Raw genomic sequence first — 22194 nt, 5'->3', positions numbered from 1 at the left:
CCATGACGCAAGCTTACGCTGGGTTACACGAAAGCTTATCAGCGTCACATACAAGCGCGCGGCCGTAAGCATCCATACACATCCATACGCTACGCATATCTTGCATATTTGCTTGCCCGTTTTTCTTGCACATCTCTTTGCAGAACACCACATACACAAGTACGAGGATCCCATGAGAACGACCGCTTCTGTTCGCCGCCGTATCGCCGCATCACTGCTGCTGTTTGCCGTAAGCACACCAGCGCTGGCACTCAAGCCCGTCCACATCACCCCGCAGGGAGAGGTTTCCCGAGTCAGGCAATTCGTGGTGCAGTTCGACACCGAAGCCGTCGTGGCCGGTCAGCCCGGCGCGCCCGCACCGTACAAAATCACCTGTGAGAGCGGTAACGCCGGCGTAAAAATCCCCGCTCACCATGCTGCCTGGCGCAATGCCAAAACCTGGGCAGCCGATTTTGACGACGATCTGCCGCCTGATGTTCGCTGTACGGCCAAGGCGGTCGCCGGCTTCAAATCGCCGAAGGGTGAAGCGCTGGCGCCGGACACCGTCCAGTTCAGAACGGGCGCGCCGGTCATCCGTTATTTCATGCCGAGCGGCCAAATCGACGAGGCGCAGATTTTCATCCTCAATTTCAACGGTGACGTCAACGCCGCCAGCGTACAGGCAGCCAGCCGCTGCCAGGTCGAAGGCATCGGCGAGGCCATACCGACAGTGCTGGTTGAAGGTAAAGAGCGCGCCGATATCCTCTCCACCCGCTGGTTCGCCAAAACGGCGGAACAGCAGCCGAAGCGCTACGTATTGCTGCGCTGCAACCGCACGCTGCCCAGCAGTGCCGCCGTGACGCTCCACGTCGGCGAATACCGCAGCGCAGGCGGTCTGGTCAGTAAGACGCCGAGAAGATACGGTTTCAATGTCCGCCCGCCTTTCGAGGTCGAATTCAGCTGCGAGCGCCCGAACGCGCAGGCCGCCTGTTTGCCGATTCGCCCACTGACGCTGAATTTCAGCAGTCCAATCCCCGTCGAGCAGGCGAAAAAGATCGTCCTGAAAACCGGCAAGGAAGACCTTTCTCCCAGCCTGAGCAGCGATGAGGCGAAAGGCAGCGACATTTCCACGGTCAGCTTCAAGGCGCTGTTCCCCGAGCAGGCCAGCATGCAGATCGTTCTGCCTGCTGATCTGCGCGACGACGCCGGTCGCACCCTGCGCAATGCCGACAGCTTTCCGCTAACCATCAAAACCGGCCCGATGCCGCCGCTGGCCAAATTCGCCTCGACTGACTTTGGCATCATCGAACGCTTTGCTGAAGGCAAAAACGGCCCGGCTCTGCTGCCGATCAGCCTACGCAACGTCGAGGCGGGCGATGCCATCCAGGCATCCGGCAACACAAAACTGGAAGCCAATCTGCGCACGCTGACCCTGACCTCCGACGCGGACATCATCCGCTGGTATCGAAAAATCCAGCGTTACCAGAATCAAAGCATCGTCTCCCGCAAGCAAGCCGCCAAAGACGACGCCAGTAACCTGCCACCGCCTATCCCCAAACCGGCCAAAGGCTCGCCGGAAGAAGAGCTGCCGCGCATCGACGACAACGACGTCGAAACCCGCGCCATCTCGCTGCTGAGCAAAATTCCCGGCGTGCAGACGCAAGCCATTCCCGTAGACGGAAAAACCGCCGCGGCATCCCCACGGCCGTTCGAAGTCATCGGCATTCCCATGCAGCCCGGCTTCCACGTACTGGAAGTCGCCTCCTCGCTGCTCGGCGAAAGTCTGCTCGACACGCGCTACGGCAAACATCCGATGTACGTGCGCACCAGCGCCCTGGTAACGAACCTGGGCGTACATTTTAAGGGCGGACGGGAAAATGCGCTGGTCTGGGTAACGCGGCTGGATGACGGCAAGCCCGTCGCCAACGCGCAGGTCGCCATCAGTGGCTGTGATGGCAAGCCGCTGGTCAACGGCCAAACCAACGAACAGGGCATCTGGCAATCGCCAACCGCTATCAACGCCTCCGAATGCAACAGTGAAGAAACCGGCTACAGCAATGCGTTCTTCGTCAGTGCTCGCGCCACCGACGCCAAAGGCGTGCAAGACATGGCCTTCGTCTGGAGCGACTGGGATCGCGGCATCGAACCCTGGCGTTTCAACGCGCCGACCAGCGAACGGGGCGCCTTTGACCTGCGCGCGCACAGCGTGCTTGACCGCAGCCTATTCCGCGCCGGCGAAACGGTCTCCATGAAGCACTATCTGCGTGCCGAAAATCTGCAAGGCCTCACGGCGGCATCGGCGACGCTGAATGTCCTGCGCATCATGCATACGGGCAGTGGCGAGCAAGTCGAACTGCCGCTGCAATGGCAGGCCAATGCCGGCGGCGGTCAGAGCGCCGTTAGTGAATGGCAGATCCCGAAGAACGCCAAGCTCGGCGAATACACGATCACGCTAAACGGCAAAGACCAAAACAATGACGAGGTCTGGCTGGAAAGCGGCAGCTTCCGCGTTGAAGAATTCCGCCTGCCGACGATGACCGGCAGTATCGTCCCCGTCGACAAGCCGCCGTTCGCGGCGCTGAACAAGCTGCCCATACGCGTGCAGCTGGCCTACATCAACGGCGGTGCAGCCAACGGCCTACCGGTACACGTGTCGGCGAGCAGCTCGCCGGGCGGGGTCAACTTCACCGGTCACGATGAATTTTCTTTCGGCAAGACGCGGCGCTGGCGCTATGAGGCGGACGAGGAAGCGGATGGAAATGCGGATGATTCGGGCGGTACGCGCCTGCTCGCCGACCATCTGGCGCTCAAGCTCGACAAGAACGGCAGCGGTGAACTGACCATCGAGAACATCCCGGCCAGCGACGCGCCGGTGGACATCACCCTCGAAGCCAGCTACAGCGACCCCAACGGTGAAATCCAGACGCTGCAAAGCCAGCAGCGCATCTGGCCGGCGGCAGTCGTTGCCGGCATCAAGACGGAAGGCTGGGTGTCGGTCGACAAGGATCTGAAACTTCAGGCGCTGGCGCTCAATACCGACGGCACGCCAAAAGCGAACACCAAGCTCAATGTGCGCGCCATCGCGCACAAAACCGTGACCAGCCGCAAACGTCTGGTTGGTGGCTTCTATTCCTACGACAACCAGCAAAGCGTCAAGGATCTGGGCAGTGTGTGCAGCGGCACCAGCGACAGCCGCGGACTGCTGCTCTGCAACGTCAAAATCGCCGAGGCGGGCGAAATCGAGTTGATCGCCACCGCCAGCGACGACAAAGGCAAGACTTCCGAAGCCAGCACGAGCGTCACCGTCACGCGCCAGGGCGAAATCTGGTGGGGTGGCGACGATCACGACCGCATGGACGTCCTGCCGGAAAAACGCACCTATCAGCCGGGCGAAACCGCCAAATTCCAGGTGCGTATGCCCTTCCGCCGCGCCAGGGCGCTGCTGACGGTCGAACGCGAAGGCATCCTGCACAGTGAAATCATCACGCTGACCGGCCAAGACCCGACGGTGGAACTGAAGATCCGTCCGGAATGGGGGCCGAACGTCTACGTCAGCGTACTGGCGCTGCGCGGCCGCCTGTACGAAGTCCCCTGGTACAGCTTCTTTACCTGGGGCTTCAAGTCGCCCCGCGAATGGTGGCAGGCTTTCCGCTACGACAGCAAGGAATACGCCGCGCCAACAGCGCTGGTCGATCTGAGCAAACCGGCCTATCGCCTCGGCATGGCGGAAATTGAAGTCGGCCTCGCGGATCGCACCCTAAAAGTCGACGTCAAGGCCGACAAGGAAAGTTATCAGGTACGCGAGCAGGCGCAGGTGACGATCGACGTTCACCTGCCGGACGGCAAACCGGCCGCCAATGCGGAAGTCGCTGTCGCCGCCGTCGATCAGGCCCTGCTCGAACTGCTCCCCAACCGGAGCTGGGACCTGCTGCACGCCATGTACCAGCAACGCGCCTGGGGCGTATATACGGCCACGGCGCAGATGGAAATTGTCGGTCGCCGTCACTACGGCCGCAAGGCCGTGGCCGCCGGTGGTGGCGGTGGCACGGGCCTGACGCGCGAACTGCTCGACACCCTGCTGCTGTGGAATCCCCGGGTCAAGCTCGACGCCAACGGGCAAGCCAAACTGAGCGTACCGCTCAACGATGCGCTGACCCGCTTCAAGATCGTTGCCATTGCCGACAGTGGCCTGGACCGCTTTGGCACCGGCGAAACGAGCATCCGCTCGACGCAAGACCTGCAAATTATCAGCGGCCTGCCGCCGCTGGTGCGCGAAGGCGACCAGTTCCGCGCGCAAATCACCCTGCGTAACACCACCCAGAAGGAGATGAAGGTGGACGTTGCGCCGCGCGCCACGCTGCTCGAACTCAAGCCGCAGACGGTCACCCTTCCCGCAAATGGCGCGCAGGAAATCGCCTGGGACGTGACCGCTCCGATGCAGCTCGCCTTCACCCGCACGCAGGAAATCCTTTGGGAAATCAGCGCCAAGGATACGGCCGGCAGCCGGGCAAGCGACGCGCTGAAAATCAGCCAGCGCATCATTCCGGCCACGCCCGTCACCGTGCAGCAGGCCCTGCTGGCGCAGGTCGACGGACAGCAGATCGACTTTGCCCCGCCGCCAGACAGCCTGAACGATCCGACCGGCAAAGTCGCGCGCGGTGGACTCAAGGTCACGCTGCAACCCTCGCTGGCCGAAAGCCTACCGAGCGTGCGCGACTGGTTTGCCAACTACCCGTTTACCTGTCTCGAACAGAAAACCAGCAAGGCCATCGGCCTGCGCGACAAGACGCGCTGGCAGGCCATCCTCGACGACCTGCCGACCTACCTTGATGCTGACGGCCTGGCCAGCTATTTCCCGCCGCAGTCGGACGGTCCGGCGCGCGGCAGCGATACGCTGACCGCCTACCTGCTGGCCGTGTCACACGAAGCGGGCAAGATCGACCCCGCCTGGCAACTGCCGGCCGCCCAGCGCGACCGCATGCTGGCCGGGCTGACCCGCTTTGTCGAAGGCAAAATCGAGCGCAAATTCTGGAGCCCGCGCGCCGACCGCGACCCGCGCAAGCTCGCCGCGCTCGAAGCGCTGTCGCGCTACGGTCGCTTGCAGACGCGCATGCTGACCAGTCTGACGATCGCGCCCAATGAATGGCCGACGCACGCGCTGATCGACTGGGTCAGCATCCTGCAACGCACGCCCGGCATTCCGGAACGCAACGCCCGCTACGAGGAAGCCATGCAGATCCTGCGCAGCCGTCTGAGCTACCAGGGCACCCAACTGGTTTTCAGCACCGAGCGCGACGACTATTGGTGGTGGCTGATGGTCAACAGCGATGTCAACGGCGCACGCCTGATGCTCGCCGTACTTGATGATCCAGCCTGGAAGGACGACCTGCCGGCGCTGGCCGTTGGCCTGCTCGCCCGCCAGAAACACGGCGCCTGGGCAACCACCAACGCTAACCTGTGGGGCGGCTTGGCTATCGAACGCTTTGCCGCAAAAACCGAAACCGCGCCCGTCGCCGGTCAGACGCGCATCAGTCTGGGCGGCAAGCAGGAAACAATTGACTGGAGCAAGGTAACGCGCGCGCCGGAAACCAGCGACACGCTGGGCAAGATGGCCGCCGCACAAGCCGGATACGGCGCGCCACCGGGCACGCAGTCGTACATTAACAACGTTGCGCTACTGCCCTGGACGATTACGGGTGGCAGCAAACCGGCAACACTGACGATGCAGCAGCAGGGCAGCGGCAAGCCGTGGGCGACGGTGCAGGCGCTGGCCGCCGTGCCGCTCAAGGTGCCGCTTTCCGCCGGTTACACCATCAAAAAGACGGTGACACCGACGCAGGAAGCCGTCAAGGGCAAGGTCACGCGCGGGGATGTCTGGCGTGTCCGGCTCGAGGTCAATGCAGCCGCCGACATGACATGGGTTGTCCTCACCGATCCGGTGCCCGGCGGCGCAACCCTGCTCGGCAGCGGCCTGGGACGCGACTCGGCGTTGGCCACCGGCGATGAACAAAGCGGCGGCAGAGGCTGGCTGGCCTTCGTCGAGCGCAGTTTTGAAGCCTACCGCGCCTATTACGAGTACCTGCCCAAAGGGAAAACCGTCATCGAATACACGGTGCGCCTGAACAACGCCGGCCATTTCAACCTGCCGCCGACGCGGGCCGAAGCGCTGTATGCGCCGGAAGTCTTTGGCGCAACGCCCAATGCACCGGTACGCGTGGAGCAAGCCAATCCGTAGCCTTCACGCTCCCGCCCCGCCCATTCCGCTCCGGCCGCCGCCCCGCCCGCTGCCTTCACGGCAAGCTGGCGCAGGGTGGGCGGGCGGGCGGGCCGCCAGCGCCAAGCAGCCGGGACAGAAACAGGCGCGGCGAACACCGTTCACCATCGCCGCGCTGAAAAAACCTTTCGTTGCGCTGCGCGCCCTGCTACTGGCGGGGGGGTTGTGCCTACCAGTAATCGGGCTGGCTACGGGGCTGGCCACACCGACCTTCGACGAAGTCAAGCAGGACTTCACCTCGTCCGAATCGTTCCTGCTCGATCGCCACGGCGAGGTCATTCACCGCCTGCGCACCAACCCCCACGAACGGCGCGGCGAATGGGTCGCGCTGGCGGACATTTCGCCGGCGCTACGCCTGGCTATTCTCCTCAGCGAGGACAAGCGTTTCTACGAGCACAGCGGCGTCGACTGGCGCGCCGTTAGCGCGGCGGCCTGGGGCAATTTGTGGAATGAAAAGACGCGCGGTGCCTCGACCATCAGCATGCAGCTCGTCGGACTGATCGACGAAGATTTGCGGCAAGGCCGGCGCGGCCGCACGCTGTTGCAGAAATTCGGTCAGGCGGCGGCTGCACGCCTGCTGGACGGACGCTGGCGTAAAGATCAGATTCTCGAGGCGTATCTCAACCTGGTGCCGTTTCGCGGCGATACGATCGGCATCGACGCCCTGAGCCGTTCGCTGTTCAACAAGGCAGCACATGGTCTGGACGAGCGGGAAGCCGCGCTAGCCGCCGCCCTGGTGCGATCGCCCAACGCGCCGGTGAGGACGGTTTCCCGACGCGCTTGCCTGCTGCTTGCACAGATGCGCCAGACGGCGACAGGCAAAGAAAGCCAAAACGCGCCGGCATCGCCGGATAACACGGCGCAAACCGCCCAAACCGGCAAAGGCGGCGGCAATGACGGCGATCCCGGCTGCGGGGTGCTCCACCTGTTCGCCGCCAGCGCCATGCAGCATCGGCGCTGGGCGCCCAGCGAAGGCATCGCGCCGCATCTCGCCCATCGCCTGCTGGCAGACAGCGCGCCGGGAACGCGGCTGCGCAGTGCACTTTCGGCGCCGCTACAACGTCTGGCCACGGCCGAACTGCACCGCCAGCTACGCGAACTGGCCGGCCGCCATGTGCAGGACGGCGCCGTACTGGTGCTCGACAACGAAAGCGGCGAAACGCTCGCCTGGGTTGGCAGCAGCGGCCTGTTAAGCAGCGCCCCGGATCTCGACTTCGTCACGTCGCCGCGCCAGCCCGGTTCGACGCTCAAGCCCTTTCTGTACGCACAGGCCATCGCCGAAAAACGCCTGACCGCCGCCTCGCTGCTCGATGATTCGCCCGCCGTCATTGCCACATCAGGCGGCCTTTACATCCCGCAGAATTACGACCGTCACTTTCGCGGCTGGGTCTCGGTACGCCAGGCGCTGGCCGCTTCACTCAACGTTCCGGCCGTGCGCGCCATCGGCATGGTCGGCGTCAATCCCTTCGCCCGGCAGCTTCGGCGGCTGGGTATCGTGCTGCCGCACCCCGGCGATTATTACGGCTACAGCCTTGCTCTGGGCAGCCCGGAAATCAGTCTGCTGCACATGACCAACGCTTACCGTGCGCTCGCCAATGGCGGACGTTACAGCGCTATCCAGACTGTGCCGGTCGCGGCGGCGGGAAAACCCGGCAGTAAAACTGCCGCGCCGACAGCGGACGCAGCCGGGCAGCCTGCCGCCCAGGAAATACCGGCACACATGCCGGAAGCGGCCTTTATCGTCGGACAGCTGCTCTCCGACAACAACGCCCGCATCCCGACCTTTGGCGTCAACAGCCTGTTGCGCACACCTTTCTGGAGTGCGGTGAAAACCGGCACCAGCAAGGACATGCGCGATAACTGGGCGATCGGCTGGAGCCGGCGTTACACCGTCGGCGTCTGGGTCGGGAATGCGCGTGGCGAACCGATGCACCGCGTCAGCGGCGTCAGCGGCGCCGCGCCGGTCTGGGCGGCGATCATGCGTTACCTGCATCGCGCCACGCCCAGCCTGCCCCCGGCGCCACCGGCAGGCGTCGTCAGCGCGCCGGTGCGCTTTTCCCTGCCGCCCGAACGGGCAGGCACGGGCACCCCGACAGATACGGCCATTGAGCCGCCGCGCGACGAATGGTTCATCGCCGGTACGCAGCAGGCCATTTTTGCCGCGCCCGCCCAGCCTGCGCAACAGGCCGCCGATGCAGACAACGACAATCGTGTACATACCGCGCGTATCGAAGCCCCCACCGACGGCACAATTCTGGCGCTCGATCCGGATATTCCGCCGAACCGGCAACGTCTGCTCTTGCGCGCCAACATCGCTCACGGACAATGGAAAATCGACGGCAAGCCTGTCGGTCACGGTCATACGCAGGCCTGGCTGCCGCTGCCGGGCAGGCACCGCATTGAGCTGTACAGCCGACAAGGCGCGCTGCTCGATACCGTGCGCATCGAGGTGCGCGGCGCTTTCGCCGTGGCCGGCGTCCGGCCGCCGACGCCGTAAATGGCCGGGGCAGCAGGCAAATCTGCCTTTCTCCCCATAGGGGGAGAGGCATTGCACGAGGCGGTTTTACGCCGCCCCGCAGGGCGCCTGGCATTTTCTGGCCGTCACTACTTCCATCCTGCCGCGCTCCATGCCTATAATCGGGCCCAATTGCTTGAACCCTTACCACTTGACCAGAAAAGGAGATCTCCATGCGCTTCACACAACTATCTTGCCTGTGCGCCGCCGTCGCGGCCATGAGCGTTTCGACCAGCGCCCTTGCCGAACAGAAACTGTTCGTCTACACCTCGATGAAAGAGACGATGATCGGCAAGATCAAGACGGCTTTCGCCGCCAAGTATCCGGACATCAAGCTCGACGCACAATCGGCCGGCGCCGGCAAGCTGATGGCCAAAATCGCCGCCGAGCGCGAATCCGGCAAGATTCTCGCCGATGTGTTGTGGACCAGCGAAGTGCCCGATTTCTATCAGATGAAAGCGCAGGGCCTGCTGCTGCAATACACGCCGGCCGAGTTCAAGTCGCTGCTCAACCCGCTGCCCGATTACGACGGCTCGTTTACCGCCGCCCGCCTGTGCACGCTGGGCATCGCCTACAACACCCGTTTTATCAAGGAACCGCCAAAAACCTGGGATGACCTTAAGAAGCCGGCCTATAAACGCGCCTTCGGCATCGCCAACCCGGCGCTGTCGGGGACCGCTTACATGAGCGTTGCCATGCTCTCGAAAGCCTTCGGCTGGAATTATTTTGAAGCGCTGCGCGCCAACGGCGCCAAGGTCGGCAAAGGCGCGGGACAGGTCATTGATGACACCGCTTCCGGCGATCTTGCCGCCAGCCTCGCCGTCGATTACATCACGCTCGACAAAATCGGCAAGGGCGCTACGCTGGCGCTGTCCTATCCGCAGGAAATGCTGCTCATCCCCAGCCCGGTCGCCATTCTGAAGAACAGCGCAAACGTCGACGCCGCCAAGAAATTCGTCGATTTCCTGCTGTCCAAGGAAGGGCAGACGATCATCGCCAATGAAGGCACACTGCCGGTGCGCACCGACGTGCAGACGCCCGAACGCTATAAGCTGCCTTCGGCGCAGGATGCGATGAAGCGCGCCATCAAGATCGACTATCAGCAAATCATGGCCGAAAAAGAGGCCACGATTAAGAAATTCTCCGAAATCATGCAGAAATAACGCCCGACTCAACGACGAACTACGCTATGGCCGACATTCAACTAAGCTCATTAAGCAAACGATACGGCGACAAGACGGTCTTCAACGACTTGTCGCTCGACGTCCACAACGGCGAATGCTTCACGCTGCTCGGCCCATCGGGCTGCGGCAAAACGGTGCTGCTGCGCCTGATCGCCGGTTTTGAAGCGCCCGACAGGGGCACTATCGCCATCGGCGGTCAGCGCGTCGCGGAAGCCGGCGGAGAAATGCTGCCGCCCGATCAGCGCGACCTGGGCATGGTCTTCCAGGAGTACGCCGTCTGGCCGCACATGAGCGTGTTCGATAATGTTGCCTACCCGTTGAAACTGGCTAAAACGCCGGCCGACGCGTTGCGTGAGCGCACGCTGCGCGCGGTCGGCCTTGTCGGACTAGGCGGCCTTGAAGACCGCCTGCCTTCACAGCTTTCCGGCGGCCAGCAGCAGCGTGTCGCGCTGGCGCGGGCGCTGATCTCCGAGCCCCGCCTGCTACTGCTCGACGAACCGCTGAACAACCTCGACGCCAACCTGCGCGAGGAAATGCGTTTCGAGATTAAGGCGCTGCAACAAGAACTCGGCATTACGATCCTGTATGTCACGCACGATCAGGAAATCGCGCTGGCCATTGCCGATCGCATCGCCATCATGGATGCGGCCGGGAAACTGCGCCAGATCGGCACGCCGCAAGAAGTCTATGAACAGCCGGCCGACGATTTTGTTTTCCGCTTTCTCGGCCTCGCCAACCTGCTGCCGCTCAAGCGCGCGGCGGACGGCGGCTGGACAGTCGGCGATTCGCCGCTGCGCTGGAGCGGGGCGCCGCCGACCAGCACCGGCGAGCGCGTGACCGCCGGTTTCCGGCCAGGCGACATGTCGCTTGCCCGCGATAATGCCGACGGTCGTGCGCTGCCGGCGACGATCCGCCGCGCCAGTTTTCTCGGCGCGCAGATCGACTACCTGATCGACATTGCCGGCACGTCGGTGCGGGCAGCGCTGCCTAGTCACGAAGCCGTTACCGGCGGTCTGCTGTTCGCAGAAGGCGAAACCTGCCACGTCACGCTTGACGACGTGCATTGGTTCGACGGTGAAATCGTCGCTGAGGAGCACCCATGAGTTCGACATCCGTATCGGTATCCGCCCCCGCTTCGCGCTTTGGCATGGCGCAGCTGTTGTTCACCCTCTCCGTCGGCATTTTGCTGGTTGTCGTCGCCTTCCCGATGCTGTTGATCTTTTTCAACGCCTTCTGGGTCGACGGGCAGTTCAATCTGGCCGACGTTGCGCAAATCCTGCAAAAACGCGAGACGTATGAAGCGCTGCTCAACTCGCTGATTCTCTCCGGCGGCGTCACCGTCACCGGCACCATCATCGGCACGCTGTTCGCCTGGCTGGTCACGCGCACCGACCTGCCTTTCAAACGGGCGATGAAATTATTGTTTCTCGTCCCCTTCATGCTGCCCGCCTTCATCGGCGCGCTCGCCTGGAAGATGCTGCTCTCGCCGCGCGCTGGCTACATCAACCGCCTCTTTATGGACGTGTTCGGTTTCGACGGCCCGCTCTTCGATATTTATTCCTACGCCGGCATTATTCTGGTCGAGACGATGTATCTGTTTCCCTTTGTCTTCATTCAGGTCAGCGGCGCACTCGAACGCATGGATCCGACGCTGGAAGAATCGGCGCGAATCTCGGGCGCGGATCTGTTTACCATCACGCGCAAAATCACCATTCCGCTGGTCATGCCGTCGATCCTTTCCGGCGCGCTGCTCATCATGCTGTATTCGATGGCGCACTTTGGCACGGTCGCTGTGCTCGGCGTCGAGACGGGCATCTATAACATCCCGACGCTGATCTATGAAAAGATCCACCAGAGCGCCGGCAGTTTCGAGTCGATCCGCACGGCGACCGTACTCGCGACCGTGCTGGTTGCAACCGCCGCACTGATCCTCTGGCTGCAAAACAAGGTGCTCAACAAAGGGCGTTACCAGATCATCGCCGGCAAGAGCTTTCGCCCCAGCGAGCTGAAGCTGCGCGGTCTGCGCATTCCGATCCTGATCTTTTGCCTCATCTATATCGGACTCACCATCGTGCTGCCGACCGTGACGATTTTCCTCGTCGGCGGCCTGAAAACCTACGGCCTGCCGTTCTCGCTGGAAAACCTCACCTGGGAAAACTACCGGCACATTCTGTTTGAATGGGATCTGACGCGCGGCTCGATCTGGAACAGCGTCAGCTTGGGGCTGACCGCCGCACTGATCACCATGTTCGCCGGGGTCATCATCTCCTACGTCATCGTCAAGATGAAGGTGCGCGGCAAAGGCATCCTCGAATTTCTTGGCATGCTGCCCTTCTCGGTGCCCGGTTCGGTCATCGCCCTGGGCGTCATTCTGGCCTGGAGCGGGAAGTTCGGCGTCAATCTCTACAATACGGTCTGGATCATCCTGATCGCCTACATTGCCCGCTATATGGCCTTCTCGCTGAAAGCCAATTCGGCGGCGCTGGAACAGGTGCACGACTCGCTTGTCGAAGCCGCGCGCGCGGCCGGCGCCACGATGGGACAGGCGCTGCGCGACATTGTTATTCCGCTCGTCCGCCCCGGCATGATGGCTGCGTTCTTCCTGATTTTCCTGCCCGCACTACGCGAACTGACAGTTTCCGTGCTGCTCTACGGGCCGACGACACGCACCATCGGTGTCGCCATCTACACGCTCAATGAGGACGGCGAAACCGTATATTCAGCGGCGCTGGCCGGTATTGCCCTGATCATCATCGTCACCGGCGAAGTGCTCATCAAGCGCTTGATTGGCGAAAAGAAAGCGGCGTAAGGAACTCTCATGGCTTACATTGAATTACGGCAAGTCACCAAACGTTTCGGCAAGGTCACAGCGGTCGACCGCCTGGATCTGGACATCGCGCAAGGCGAATGCGTCGCCATGCTTGGCCCTTCCGGCTGCGGCAAAACGACGACGCTGCGCATGGTCGCCGGTTTCGAGGATCTCGACGACGGAGAAATCCGGGTCAAAGACAAGCTCATTTCGTCGAAGCGGGAAAAATTCTATCTGCCGCCCGAGCATCGCAATTTCGGCATGGTGTTCCAAGCGTTTGCCGTCTGGCCGCACCTGTCGATTTACGAAAACGTGGCTTTCCCGCTGCGCATCCGCAAACTGCCGAAAGAAGAAATCGCCGCGCGCACGGAAGAAGCGCTCAAGCACACCAACCTATTAAAAAACGCATCCGGCAGCCCCGACGACCTGTCCGGCGGCGGCAAGCAGCGTGTGGCGCTGGCGCGTGCGCTCGCCATCCGTCCGGACGTGATGCTGCTCGACGAACCGCTGTCCAGCCTCGACCCGCATTTCCGCGAGGAAATGCGCTTCGAGATCAGCGACCTGCAACGCCGTTTCGGCTTCTCGATCCTGTATGTCACGCACGACCAGTCGGAAGCGATGGCGCTCTCCAACCGCATTCTCGTCATGAAATCGGGCGTCGTTCAGCAGATCGGCACGCCCTTGGAAGTATATGGCTCCCCCGCCAACCGCTTCGTGTTTGAGTTCATCGGTCTATCCTGTTTTCTGCCCGCCGACCTGTCGCCTGCTGGCATGCGCATCAACGGCGTTGAGTATCCGTGGCCGAACGGCCAGGCGCCTTCCGCCGAACTGATCGCATCAGGCAAGGGATTGCTGGCCGCACGCCCCAGCGAAATCAATTTCGTCGACGAAGGCGGTGTGCGCGGCCAGGTAACGCGGAAGGTCTACCTGGGCGAAACCATTGACTATCGCGTCCAGATCGGCGAACACGAAGTGCGCATCCAGAAAGGTCGACGCACCCCCGGCCCGGACGTGGGCGAAGCCATTGGCCTCGCCTTCCCGCGCGCGCACTGGTACGCGTTGGACGACTGAGGCGACGACCTGTAAACATCTTGAACGCACCGTGCTCAGTGCAGAATTGCCGTCAATCTCCAAGGATTCTGGACGGATTGATTTATGGGTTAATAAATAGAGCAATCACTTTTCAAAAGGTGTAGCCGAATTTAATTTGTCGCGCCATTTCATCAAATATGGAGGTACATAACATAGCAAAACTTACAGGACGTAATTCATGCCGCTAGCTAGAGTGCCTGCACTTTTCATAGAATTTACAATTCTTTATTAAAGAGGGAATTAGATGCTAATAGACATGCATTTTGATGGTCAAACGTTGACATGGAATTCACTGAAATTCAAGGCAACAACCGGGATGAACAAATACCAGCATCCCTCATACCAGTGTCTCAAAGATAGCGGCCCCGTTCCGGAAGGGATATACCATATCTACAATACCGACTTAGGTACTGCCAAGGATGATGGGACTGGAAAATGCAATCTTTCTCCTGCTTGGGGGGTACAAACAATACCCCGAGGGAAAGACGCGGGAAATTGTGAGCCATATTGGGCAAACTGGGGAAATCATAGAGTACGGATTGAACCCGCTAATCAAAAAACAGTAAACGCATGCAGACCAAGAAGAGGTGGTTTTTACATTCACGACTCTACCAAGGGCTATAGCCATGGATGCATTGAGGTTGAAGGAAGTTTCTTTTCTACTCTTCGTGCAACAACATCACGACGACTAACTATTGAAATCAAATATATAGCAAATCGTCCAACCAATGGAGGAACAGGTGACTAAACTCGGTGTATTTCTTTTTGCTTTTGCCTCTCTTCTGGCTTCTGAGTTTGCATTTTCTAGCGGAATTAGTATAAACAATGAGCTAAACTCTTGTGTATCAATAAATATTATAAAAAGAACGGAAATAAATAATATCGCCATCGCTAGCGCACAAGTAAGCCTAAAGAAACCTATTGGAGATTGCGGCTGTTTTTCTGCACTGGCAACCTATACCAGCACTGTTTTTAGAAACGGAGCAGAGCAGATTTTGCAGGAAGGCCTTATTAGTTTTATAAAAACAGCAGAAAAAGATATTGTCCTGACAAGCGAACCATCGCTTTTGGAAAATCAGAGAATAATATTAACAATATCTTGCACCAATCCATTGTAGCCGTTAGCCATCTCATAAGAGACGCTTTCGCGCCTGTCAATGATTTATCAATGGACTCTCAGTGCAGTTTGCGTGTAGCGTCTGGAAAAGCCGGGGACACGCTTATCTCATCGCGCTTTTTCCCGCAAAGAATACGCTAAATATGCTACGCCCCGCATGGACAGGACATTCCCGTACCCCTGCTCGCAAACCCAGTATTTATGCGCCTTTTAACGCCAACGGCCCGCAAACGCCCTTTTCACTAGGGCTACAGGCCATTGAATAATAAAGGAAACTACATGCGGCCACATGGGGCCACACGGCACAGCGATCTGCTTTACGGCGTTGCGCGCACTTCATATTCAAAATCGGCGGCAAGCTCGCCTTCCACGATCACCTGAAGATGCCGCCGCCCCGGCGGCTCATGGGGACCGATCTCCCATTCGCCGAAAATCAGGCCGTTGCGCGGAACGAGTTGGCGTTGGCTAACCGTGTTGCGCCGCTCGAAAGTCAGCGTGCGCGTTTCCGCATCCGCCAGCGTCGGGGCGGACGACGTTGGCTGCGCCAATCCGTCGCCGTGCCCATTGGCATGGCTATTGTCATGACGACTCCGGGCCGGGGCCGGCAGCAGATAATCTTCACGGACGCTGACCCGGCGTTTGTCCGTGCGCAATTCGATGGCCCAGCCGTAGCGCGTGCCGGTTCGACGCGGAATGATGCGTGTCGGCACAAGCGTCAGATCCTGCGACCGTCCCGACGCACCGGCCTGGCGCGGCGTCAATAGGCCGAATTCGGCATGTACAACCTCAATGGCCATCGCCAACCCGGCAAAAGCGAGCCATGACGCCAAGCCGGCGGCCACCAGCAGCAGATTGCGGAAAAAACGCCCCGCACCCGAATTCACATGCACAGGCCGGGCGCCGACCCGCCCGCATTTCCGCGCGTTTTCCCGCATCGCCCGTCCATTCGCCCGCCCCTCGATAGGGAGCGCCATTCCTGCCATCCGTAAGCCCATCATGATTTTTCCATCGCCTCGTCAACACCTACCTGCCAGCGGCCGGCATACACCCGTTTCCCCATGCCGCGCCCAAAAAATTTCATTTGGGCAAGCGCGTGCCGCGTTCAGCCTTTTCATTGCGGCATCGCCAAAGAGACACGGCGTCGGACATCACTGCCACAGCCAGAGATCCGCCGGACATGCAGCGGAATGCGCCCGATATGCTGCGGATGCCGCCCATCCGGCATAGGCCGCTATTCTAGCCAAACGTCGTCGGCGTAAAGCGGCGCTTTGTTTTGCCCGTCAGTTTACAATGATTGCAAACGGTGTCTGGCGCCACGGCGCGCGCCTTTGCCCTTTGTTACTTTGCCCCTTATTCCTTTGCAGCCGGTTTTGAAGGATATATGCCTCCGACCAAACGCCGCGCATCTGATAATCCCCCGCCTTTCTTGCTGGCAGGCGATGCAGGATAATAGCGGCGCTTGCTTTGGCTTCTTCAGGTTTTTTTGGGATTTTCTGATATTTCTTCTTTCCGATTTCAACTTTTCCGCTTTTCCCGTTTTCCTCTGTTTGCTTGATAAGGAAGAAAAATGGCGCGCAAATCGCAGTTATTTCTCACCGTGCCCGTGCATCTGGATGCCGGCCTGACTTCAACCGCCCTGGGCATCGTGTACGCCTTGTTGCAGCTTGGCCTGAAGGTGGGTTTTATCAAGCCGGTCGGGCAGGAGATCCGCGATTGCTCGAATAACTTTGCGCGCAAGATTTACGGCATCGACGCGCCGGAATCCATCCCGCTCGCCGCGGCGGCGGAGTGGATCGCTTCAAATCACGAAGCCGACCTGCTCGAAGACATCGTCACGCTGTGCATGGACGCCAGCGCCGATACCGATATCCTGATCATTGAGGGCTTGCATACCGAGGCGACGCATACCTTTGCCTCGCAACTGAACATCAACATCGCCAACAGCCTCAAGGCCGACGTGGTGCTGGTGGCCAACGCGGCGGAGCCTGCGGCGATTGAAGACCTGAAGATCAGTGCCCGCCAGTTTGCGCGCGCGGGCTGCAATGTCGCCGGCGCGGTGCTCAACATGGCGCCGGAAGATTTCGACATCGACGGCGCCAGAGACGAACTGGCCTACACGCGGCTTTGGGGCGTCGTTTATGAAACGCCGCAGCTTTACGCGCCGCGCGTGCTCGACATTGCCCGCCATCTCAAGGCGGACATTGCTTCCGAAGGCGAACTCACCGCACGCCGTATGCAAAGCATCATCCTCGCCGCGCGCCAGGCCGTTCAGTACGTCCCTTATCTCAAGCCCGGTGCACTGGTCATTACCTGCGCCGACCGTGACGATATCCTGCTGCTGACGACCCTGGCGGTCAGCCGCGGCATTCCGATCGCCGGCATTTTGCTGACCCATTCCAGCATCATCGATCCGCAGATGATGGAGCTGGTCGGCCCCGTGCTCGGCACGGGCGTCCCCATCCTACGCACGACCGGCGATACCTACAGCACGGCGCGCCAGATCAGCGAAATGCCGCGCGCCGTGCCCGGTGACGACATTGAACGCATGCGCCTGGTCGTCAAAACCATTGCCGAACACCTGGACACCGGCACCATCTCGACCACCTTTAGCCTGCCGGAAACCACCAAGCTCTCGCCGCCGGCTTTCCGCTACCAGCTGATCCAGAAAGCGCGCGCCGAGGTCAAATGCATCGTACTGCCGGAAGGAGACGAGCCGCGCACGATCCACGCCGCCGTCACCTGCGAAGAAAAAGGCATCGCCCACTGCGTCCTGCTCGGCAAGCGCGAAGCGATCGAGGACGTGGCTGCCACGCAAGGCGTAACGCTGCCCGCATCGATACAAATCGTCGACCCCGACGCCATCCGCGAAAAATACGTCGCGCCGATGGTTGAACTGCGCAAGTCCAAGGGGCTCACGCCGCAACAGGCGCTCTCCCAGCTCGAAGACAACGTGGTGCTGGGCACCATGATGCTTGCCACCGGCGATGTCGACGGCCTTGTCTCCGGCGCTGTTCACACGACTGCCAGCACCGTGCGCCCCGCCTTGCAGCTGATCAAGACCGCACCGGGTTCGTCGATCGTTTCCTCAGTTTTTTTCATGCTCATGCCCGATCAGGTGCTCGTCTACGGCGACTGCGCCGTCAACCCGAATCCGACCGCAGAAGAACTGGCCGAAATCGCCAGGCAAAGCGCCGACAGCGCGATCACTTTCGGCATTCAGCCGAAAATCGCCATGCTCAGCTACAGCACGGGCACCTCTGGCGTCGGCAATGATGTCGAGAAAGTGCGCAAGGCAACCGAACTGGCGCGCCAGGCGGACCCAACACTGGAAATCGACGGCCCGCTCCAGTACGACGCCGCTTCCGTCGCCGAAGTCGGCCGGCAGAAAGCCCCCGACAGCCGCGTCGCCGGGCAGGCCACCGTTTTTATTTTCCCCGACCTCAACACCGGCAATACCACCTACAAGGCCGTACAGCGCAGCGCCAATGTGGTTTCCGTCGGCCCCATGCTGCAAGGCTTGCGCAAGCCGGTCAACGACCTCTCGCGCGGCGCGCTGGTCGACGACATCGTGTTCACCATTGCCCTGACCGCCATTCAGGCGCAAACGGCCTCGGGCTAAAGGTCAATGAAACCGGCGCGGCATGAAAAGATCGGGCGCAGCGCAAGACAAGAGCAAGACAAAACAATGCCGTAGAAAACGCCGTGCTCACCGACGCCTGCTTCGCCGATGAGGCGACGACGCATACGGCCTGTCAGCCACAACAGTCAAAAGTATCCATCAGGCGATACTCCGCGCCGGCGGCCGATAGGCGCGATTCGACCAGCACGAAACTCCGGCAGGGCCACGACAACGGCTGGCATGCCGGCAGCGCGAGCGGAAACGCCTGCGCAGGCAGCTTGCGCACCAGCGTGACATGCGGGAAAAAATGCCATTTCGCCCGCTCCGCATCACCCGCACCGAACGCAGCCGCGGAATTCCGCAGACGAGCATGCAAGCCCGCCGCCAGATCCTGCAAGGCAGCGGGCGCCGACTGGCACCCAGCCCAAAGCAGGCGATGATGCCGCCAGCCGCCCAGCCGGTCGAGCGATAGATCGAACGGCGCCATACGCACGGCACGCGCCGCAGCGAGAATTTCCGGCAGCTTTTCCCGCGGCTGCTCGCCGAGAAAAGCGAGCGTCATGTGAATCGTCGCCGTCCGTGTTGCCCGCCCGCCCAAGCGCTGCGCGCAGCATTCCGCCACATCGCTTAACGCTTTCGCCACGGGGGCGGTCGGCCACAAGGCAAAAAACAGTCTCATTCGCCACCGTATCCTACGCCGCGAGTACCGGCGGCCGTGCGCAAGCGGCCATCAGACGCCATCAAGCGCCAGCCAACGCCATGCAGCGCCACCCAGCGCCACCAACATCTTATCCCCGCTGCACCATGAAAATTACGCCTGTGCGGGCATCCCGCCCCGCCGCTTCGCATTATTTGGTGATCTTGATGCATTCGTACCAAATCGCCGGAACGCCCCGGCTGTCATCCGGCCGGATGCCCTGCTGCTCGCGGGCCTTTCCCAGCAACGCCAGGGTGCGTCCGGTCACTGCCGATGCCGCGCTGTCGCAATTTTGTTTCGACTTGAAGCCCTCAATGACGATCGGCGAGACATCGCGCATTTCGCCGGGAAAAGTCATCAAATTGATGGTCAAAATCAGTACCCATTCGCTCATTGCCGTCTCGGCTCCCCGTTTTTTATGGACGCGGGCCATTGTACGCCGGAAAACTTGTCCGCATGACCGGCTGCATGGACAATACGCTTTTGGATGATGGAGCAAGAACGATGTCCGGCGGTGGAGGTGGTGGAGGCGGTGGATGGGGATGCCCGCACGAAGTGAACGATCTGTGCAGCAAGGTCGCCAATCGCCCGTGCGATCCGGGCATGAAAGGCTGCGAACTGTATAGTCGTTATGTATTTTTTGACGCCGGAAAAAATACCCGGCTCGAACAAAAACGCAGACAGGCGCAGACGGCAACCATGCGCAGGCAGGCGGCAGACGCCTTGCAGGGCGCTACGGAAAACCCAGCGCAGGAGGAAGAAACGTGCGACTAGATGATCAGGAAGAAAGCCACAACATTGAGGATCGGCGCAGCGGCTATCGTGGCGGCGGTTTCGGCGGTGGGCGCATCGGCATCGGGACGATCGCGCTGGCGCTGATTGCCAGCTATTTTTTTGGCATCGACCCGATGACGGTCATCGACCTGACCTCTAACCTGCAAGGCGCTTCCTCAGTACACACGCAGGCGCCGGCGCAAAAACCGCCGGCCGATGATGCGGCAGCGCGTTTTGTCGCCAAGGTGCTGGGCAGCACCGAAGCGGTTTGGGAACAGGTCTTCCGTGAGAATGGCCGCACCTACACGCAGCCGCGCCTAGTGCTGTTCTCCGGGTCGACGCCGACGGCCTGCGGCATGGGACAGTCGGCGATGGGACCGTTTTACTGTCCGGGCGATCAACGCGTTTATATCGATCTATCGTTCTTCCGCGATCTGCGGCAGCGTTTCCAGGCGCCGGGCGAATTCGCGCAGGCATACGTCATCGCGCATGAAGTCGGCCACCACGTACAAAACCTGCTCGGCATCTCGGATCAAGTCCATCAGGCGCAACAACGCAGCAGCCGCGCCAAGGCCAATGCGCTGTCGGTGCGTCTCGAATTACAGGCCGACTGTCTGGCGGGCGTTTGGGGAAACCGCGCCGATGCCGCCAAGGCCATCATCGAGCCGGGTGAGATCGAACAAGCGCTCAACGCCGCCGCCCAGATTGGCGACGACCGCCTGCAACAGCGCACGCAAGGGCGCGTCGTGCCGGAATCCTTTACCCACGGCAGCGCTGCACAGCGCGTGCGCTGGTTCAAACGCGGGATGGAAAGCGGCGATTTCCGTCAGTGCGACACCTTCCGGACGGACGCGCTGTAATCCAGACATCGCGGCTTCCTCTGCCAACATACTGCGTTGCGGTGTTGACCTGACCTTGCCGTACTGAATGGTCTGTCAGCGGCTTTACCGTCTTGTCTTTGGCAAAGTCATGCCATAGCGGCTTCCTTTGCCAAAATACTGCGTTAGCTCGCCTTGCCGTACTAAATGTACTGTCAGCGGCTTACCGCCTTGTCTTTTGCAAAGTCGAGCCGCTATATTTAGCGGTATCTCAAATATAGGCATATAGGCGCCCTGAACTCCGCGTATTTAGGGCATTTCAGAGGAGGTGCCCGCTAGCCCGTGTAAACAGGGCATCTCCGGGCACCCTGCCCGCAAACGCCCTATTTATAAGGGTTATAGAGGTGCCTGTCCTGAAGTCCTTTATCCGAGCGGGTTTCGGTGCATCTTCCCGAATTGGAAAAACGCGGGTGGCGGAAGCGCAGGTACATCTCCAAAGAGAGGTAGCCTGAAGCCCGCGTAAACAGGGCATCCCAGAGCCCCCTGCCCGCCAGCCCTTTATTTATAAGGGCTCCAGAGGTGCCTGCCCGGAAACGCCCAATCCACGCGGGCTTCCAGGCATGCTCATTTGGTATTCGATCACTACGAAGCACCCAAAACCCCCTTAGGCGCAGCCGCAGACGCGGGGCGCGCTGCCGCTCAGCGCAACGGCATCAAAAGGAGTTTTGTGGGTGGAGGTCAATGCGCATGCGGAGGAAATTCTTGTTTTTAGTTTCATGGCACCTGCCCTGAAGTCCTTTATCCGAGCGGGTTTCGGTGCATTCCCGAATTGGAAAAACGCGGGGGGCAGCAGCGCAAGTGCATCTCCAAAAAGAGGTGGCCTGAAGCCCACGTATTTAGGACATCTCCGGGCACCCTGCCCGCTAGCCCTTTATCCATAAGAGTTCCAGAGGTGCCTGCCCGGAAATGGCCTATCCATAAGGGCTTCAGAGGGATGCCCTAATCCCCCTATATAGCGGCTCGACTTTGCCAAAAGACAAGGCGGCGAGCCGCTGACAGTACAAGCAGTACGGCAAGGCGAAGCCAACGCCGTATTTTGGCAAAGGGAGCCGCTATTTCAGAGGGGCGCGTGGCAGCTTGGCGGGAACAAGGGCTTGATTGTTTGAGCACAGCGAGTTAATCAAGCCCGCCGACAAGCGGCCCGCGACAAGGAGTCGTCCGCGCCTGGGGTCGCCTTTCTTTGCTGACTTTCTTTGGCGAGGCAAAGAAAGTCAGCGGGGCGCGCTGCCGCACAGCGCAACGGCATCAAAAGGAGT

Annotated in this window: 14 protein-coding genes; 11 read left to right on the top strand and 3 right to left on the bottom strand. The window is 60.8% G+C overall.

Annotated elements, in window-relative coordinates:
* Positions 1-172 precede the first annotated feature (172 nt).
* From ABCS64_RS00610 to ABCS64_RS00575, 8 genes are all read left to right on the top strand, one after another.
* The gene (locus ABCS64_RS00610; RefSeq protein ID WP_418890013.1) at positions 173-6214 is read left to right on the top strand and encodes an alpha-2-macroglobulin family protein; all 6042 of its coding nucleotides are present in this window, start codon (positions 173-175) and stop codon (positions 6212-6214) included.
* Positions 6180-8750: a transglycosylase domain-containing protein gene (locus ABCS64_RS00605; protein ID WP_418890012.1), complete on the top strand. Its 2571-nt coding sequence runs from the start codon at positions 6180-6182 to the stop codon at positions 8748-8750. Before ABCS64_RS00610 ends, ABCS64_RS00605 begins: the two co-directional genes overlap by 35 nt.
* 191 nt (positions 8751-8941) lie before the next feature.
* Positions 8942-9931 carry an ABC transporter substrate-binding protein gene (locus ABCS64_RS00600; protein ID WP_418890011.1) on the top strand — a complete coding sequence of 330 codons (990 nt, stop codon included), beginning with the start codon at positions 8942-8944 and terminating at the stop codon, positions 9929-9931.
* Between the two features lie 26 nt (positions 9932-9957).
* Positions 9958-11055 carry an ABC transporter ATP-binding protein gene (locus tag ABCS64_RS00595; protein WP_418890010.1) on the top strand — a complete coding sequence of 366 codons (1098 nt, stop codon included), beginning with the start codon at positions 9958-9960 and terminating at the stop codon, positions 11053-11055.
* The gene (locus ABCS64_RS00590) at positions 11052-12761 is read left to right on the top strand and encodes an ABC transporter permease (RefSeq protein ID WP_418890009.1); all 1710 of its coding nucleotides are present in this window, start codon (positions 11052-11054) and stop codon (positions 12759-12761) included. The genes ABCS64_RS00595 and ABCS64_RS00590 overlap by 4 nt, the downstream gene beginning before the upstream one ends.
* Positions 12762-12770: 9 nt before the next feature.
* A complete protein-coding gene (locus tag ABCS64_RS00585) occupies positions 12771-13832 on the top strand; it encodes an ABC transporter ATP-binding protein (RefSeq protein WP_418890008.1) in 1062 nt (353 codons plus the stop codon).
* 265 nt (positions 13833-14097) lie between these two features.
* A complete protein-coding gene (locus tag ABCS64_RS00580) occupies positions 14098-14601 on the top strand; it encodes a tlde1 domain-containing protein (RefSeq protein WP_418890007.1) in 504 nt (167 codons plus the stop codon).
* Positions 14594-14971, top strand: coding sequence for a DUF2195 family protein (locus ABCS64_RS00575; RefSeq protein ID WP_418890006.1), 378 nt, complete (start codon positions 14594-14596; stop codon positions 14969-14971). Before ABCS64_RS00580 ends, ABCS64_RS00575 begins: the two co-directional genes overlap by 8 nt.
* 316 nt (positions 14972-15287) lie before the next feature.
* On the opposite strand, the gene ABCS64_RS00570 is transcribed toward ABCS64_RS00575, so the two are convergent.
* Positions 15288-15968 (bottom strand): hypothetical protein, encoded by a 681-nt coding sequence (locus ABCS64_RS00570; protein WP_418890005.1) that lies wholly within the window; start codon positions 15966-15968, stop codon positions 15288-15290.
* Positions 15969-16537: 569 nt separating this feature from the next.
* Here ABCS64_RS00570 and pta point away from each other — a divergent pair.
* Positions 16538-18589 carry a phosphate acetyltransferase gene (gene pta / locus ABCS64_RS00565; RefSeq protein WP_418890004.1) on the top strand — a complete coding sequence of 684 codons (2052 nt, stop codon included), beginning with the start codon at positions 16538-16540 and terminating at the stop codon, positions 18587-18589.
* Between the two features lie 133 nt (positions 18590-18722).
* On the opposite strand, the gene thpR is transcribed toward pta, so the two are convergent.
* Together thpR and ABCS64_RS00555 are read right to left on the bottom strand one after the other, a co-directional pair.
* On the bottom strand, positions 18723-19268 hold the full coding sequence (gene thpR, locus ABCS64_RS00560) for an RNA 2',3'-cyclic phosphodiesterase (RefSeq protein ID WP_418890003.1): 546 nt from the start codon (positions 19266-19268) through the stop codon (positions 18723-18725).
* A gap of 169 nt (positions 19269-19437) precedes the next feature.
* On the bottom strand, positions 19438-19680 hold the full coding sequence (locus ABCS64_RS00555; RefSeq protein ID WP_418890002.1) for a hypothetical protein: 243 nt from the start codon (positions 19678-19680) through the stop codon (positions 19438-19440).
* 110 nt (positions 19681-19790) lie between these two features.
* Here ABCS64_RS00555 and ABCS64_RS00550 point away from each other — a divergent pair, with 110 nt between their 5' ends.
* Both ABCS64_RS00550 and ypfJ read left to right on the top strand, forming a co-directional pair.
* On the top strand, positions 19791-20060 hold the full coding sequence (locus ABCS64_RS00550; protein ID WP_418890001.1) for a hypothetical protein: 270 nt from the start codon (positions 19791-19793) through the stop codon (positions 20058-20060).
* Positions 20051-20920, top strand: a complete 870-nt coding sequence (gene ypfJ, locus ABCS64_RS00545) for a KPN_02809 family neutral zinc metallopeptidase (protein WP_418890000.1) — start codon at positions 20051-20053, stop codon at positions 20918-20920. The genes ABCS64_RS00550 and ypfJ overlap by 10 nt, the downstream gene beginning before the upstream one ends.
* Positions 20921-22194 lie beyond the last annotated feature (1274 nt).

Source organism: Dentiradicibacter hellwigii, assembly GCF_041770905.1.
In the GTDB taxonomy this organism is placed as follows: domain Bacteria; phylum Pseudomonadota; class Gammaproteobacteria; order Burkholderiales; family Rhodocyclaceae; genus Propionivibrio; species Propionivibrio hellwigii.
The sequence above is the reverse complement of the archived record's forward strand: the minus strand, read 5'-3'. Positions and strand labels throughout refer to the sequence as shown.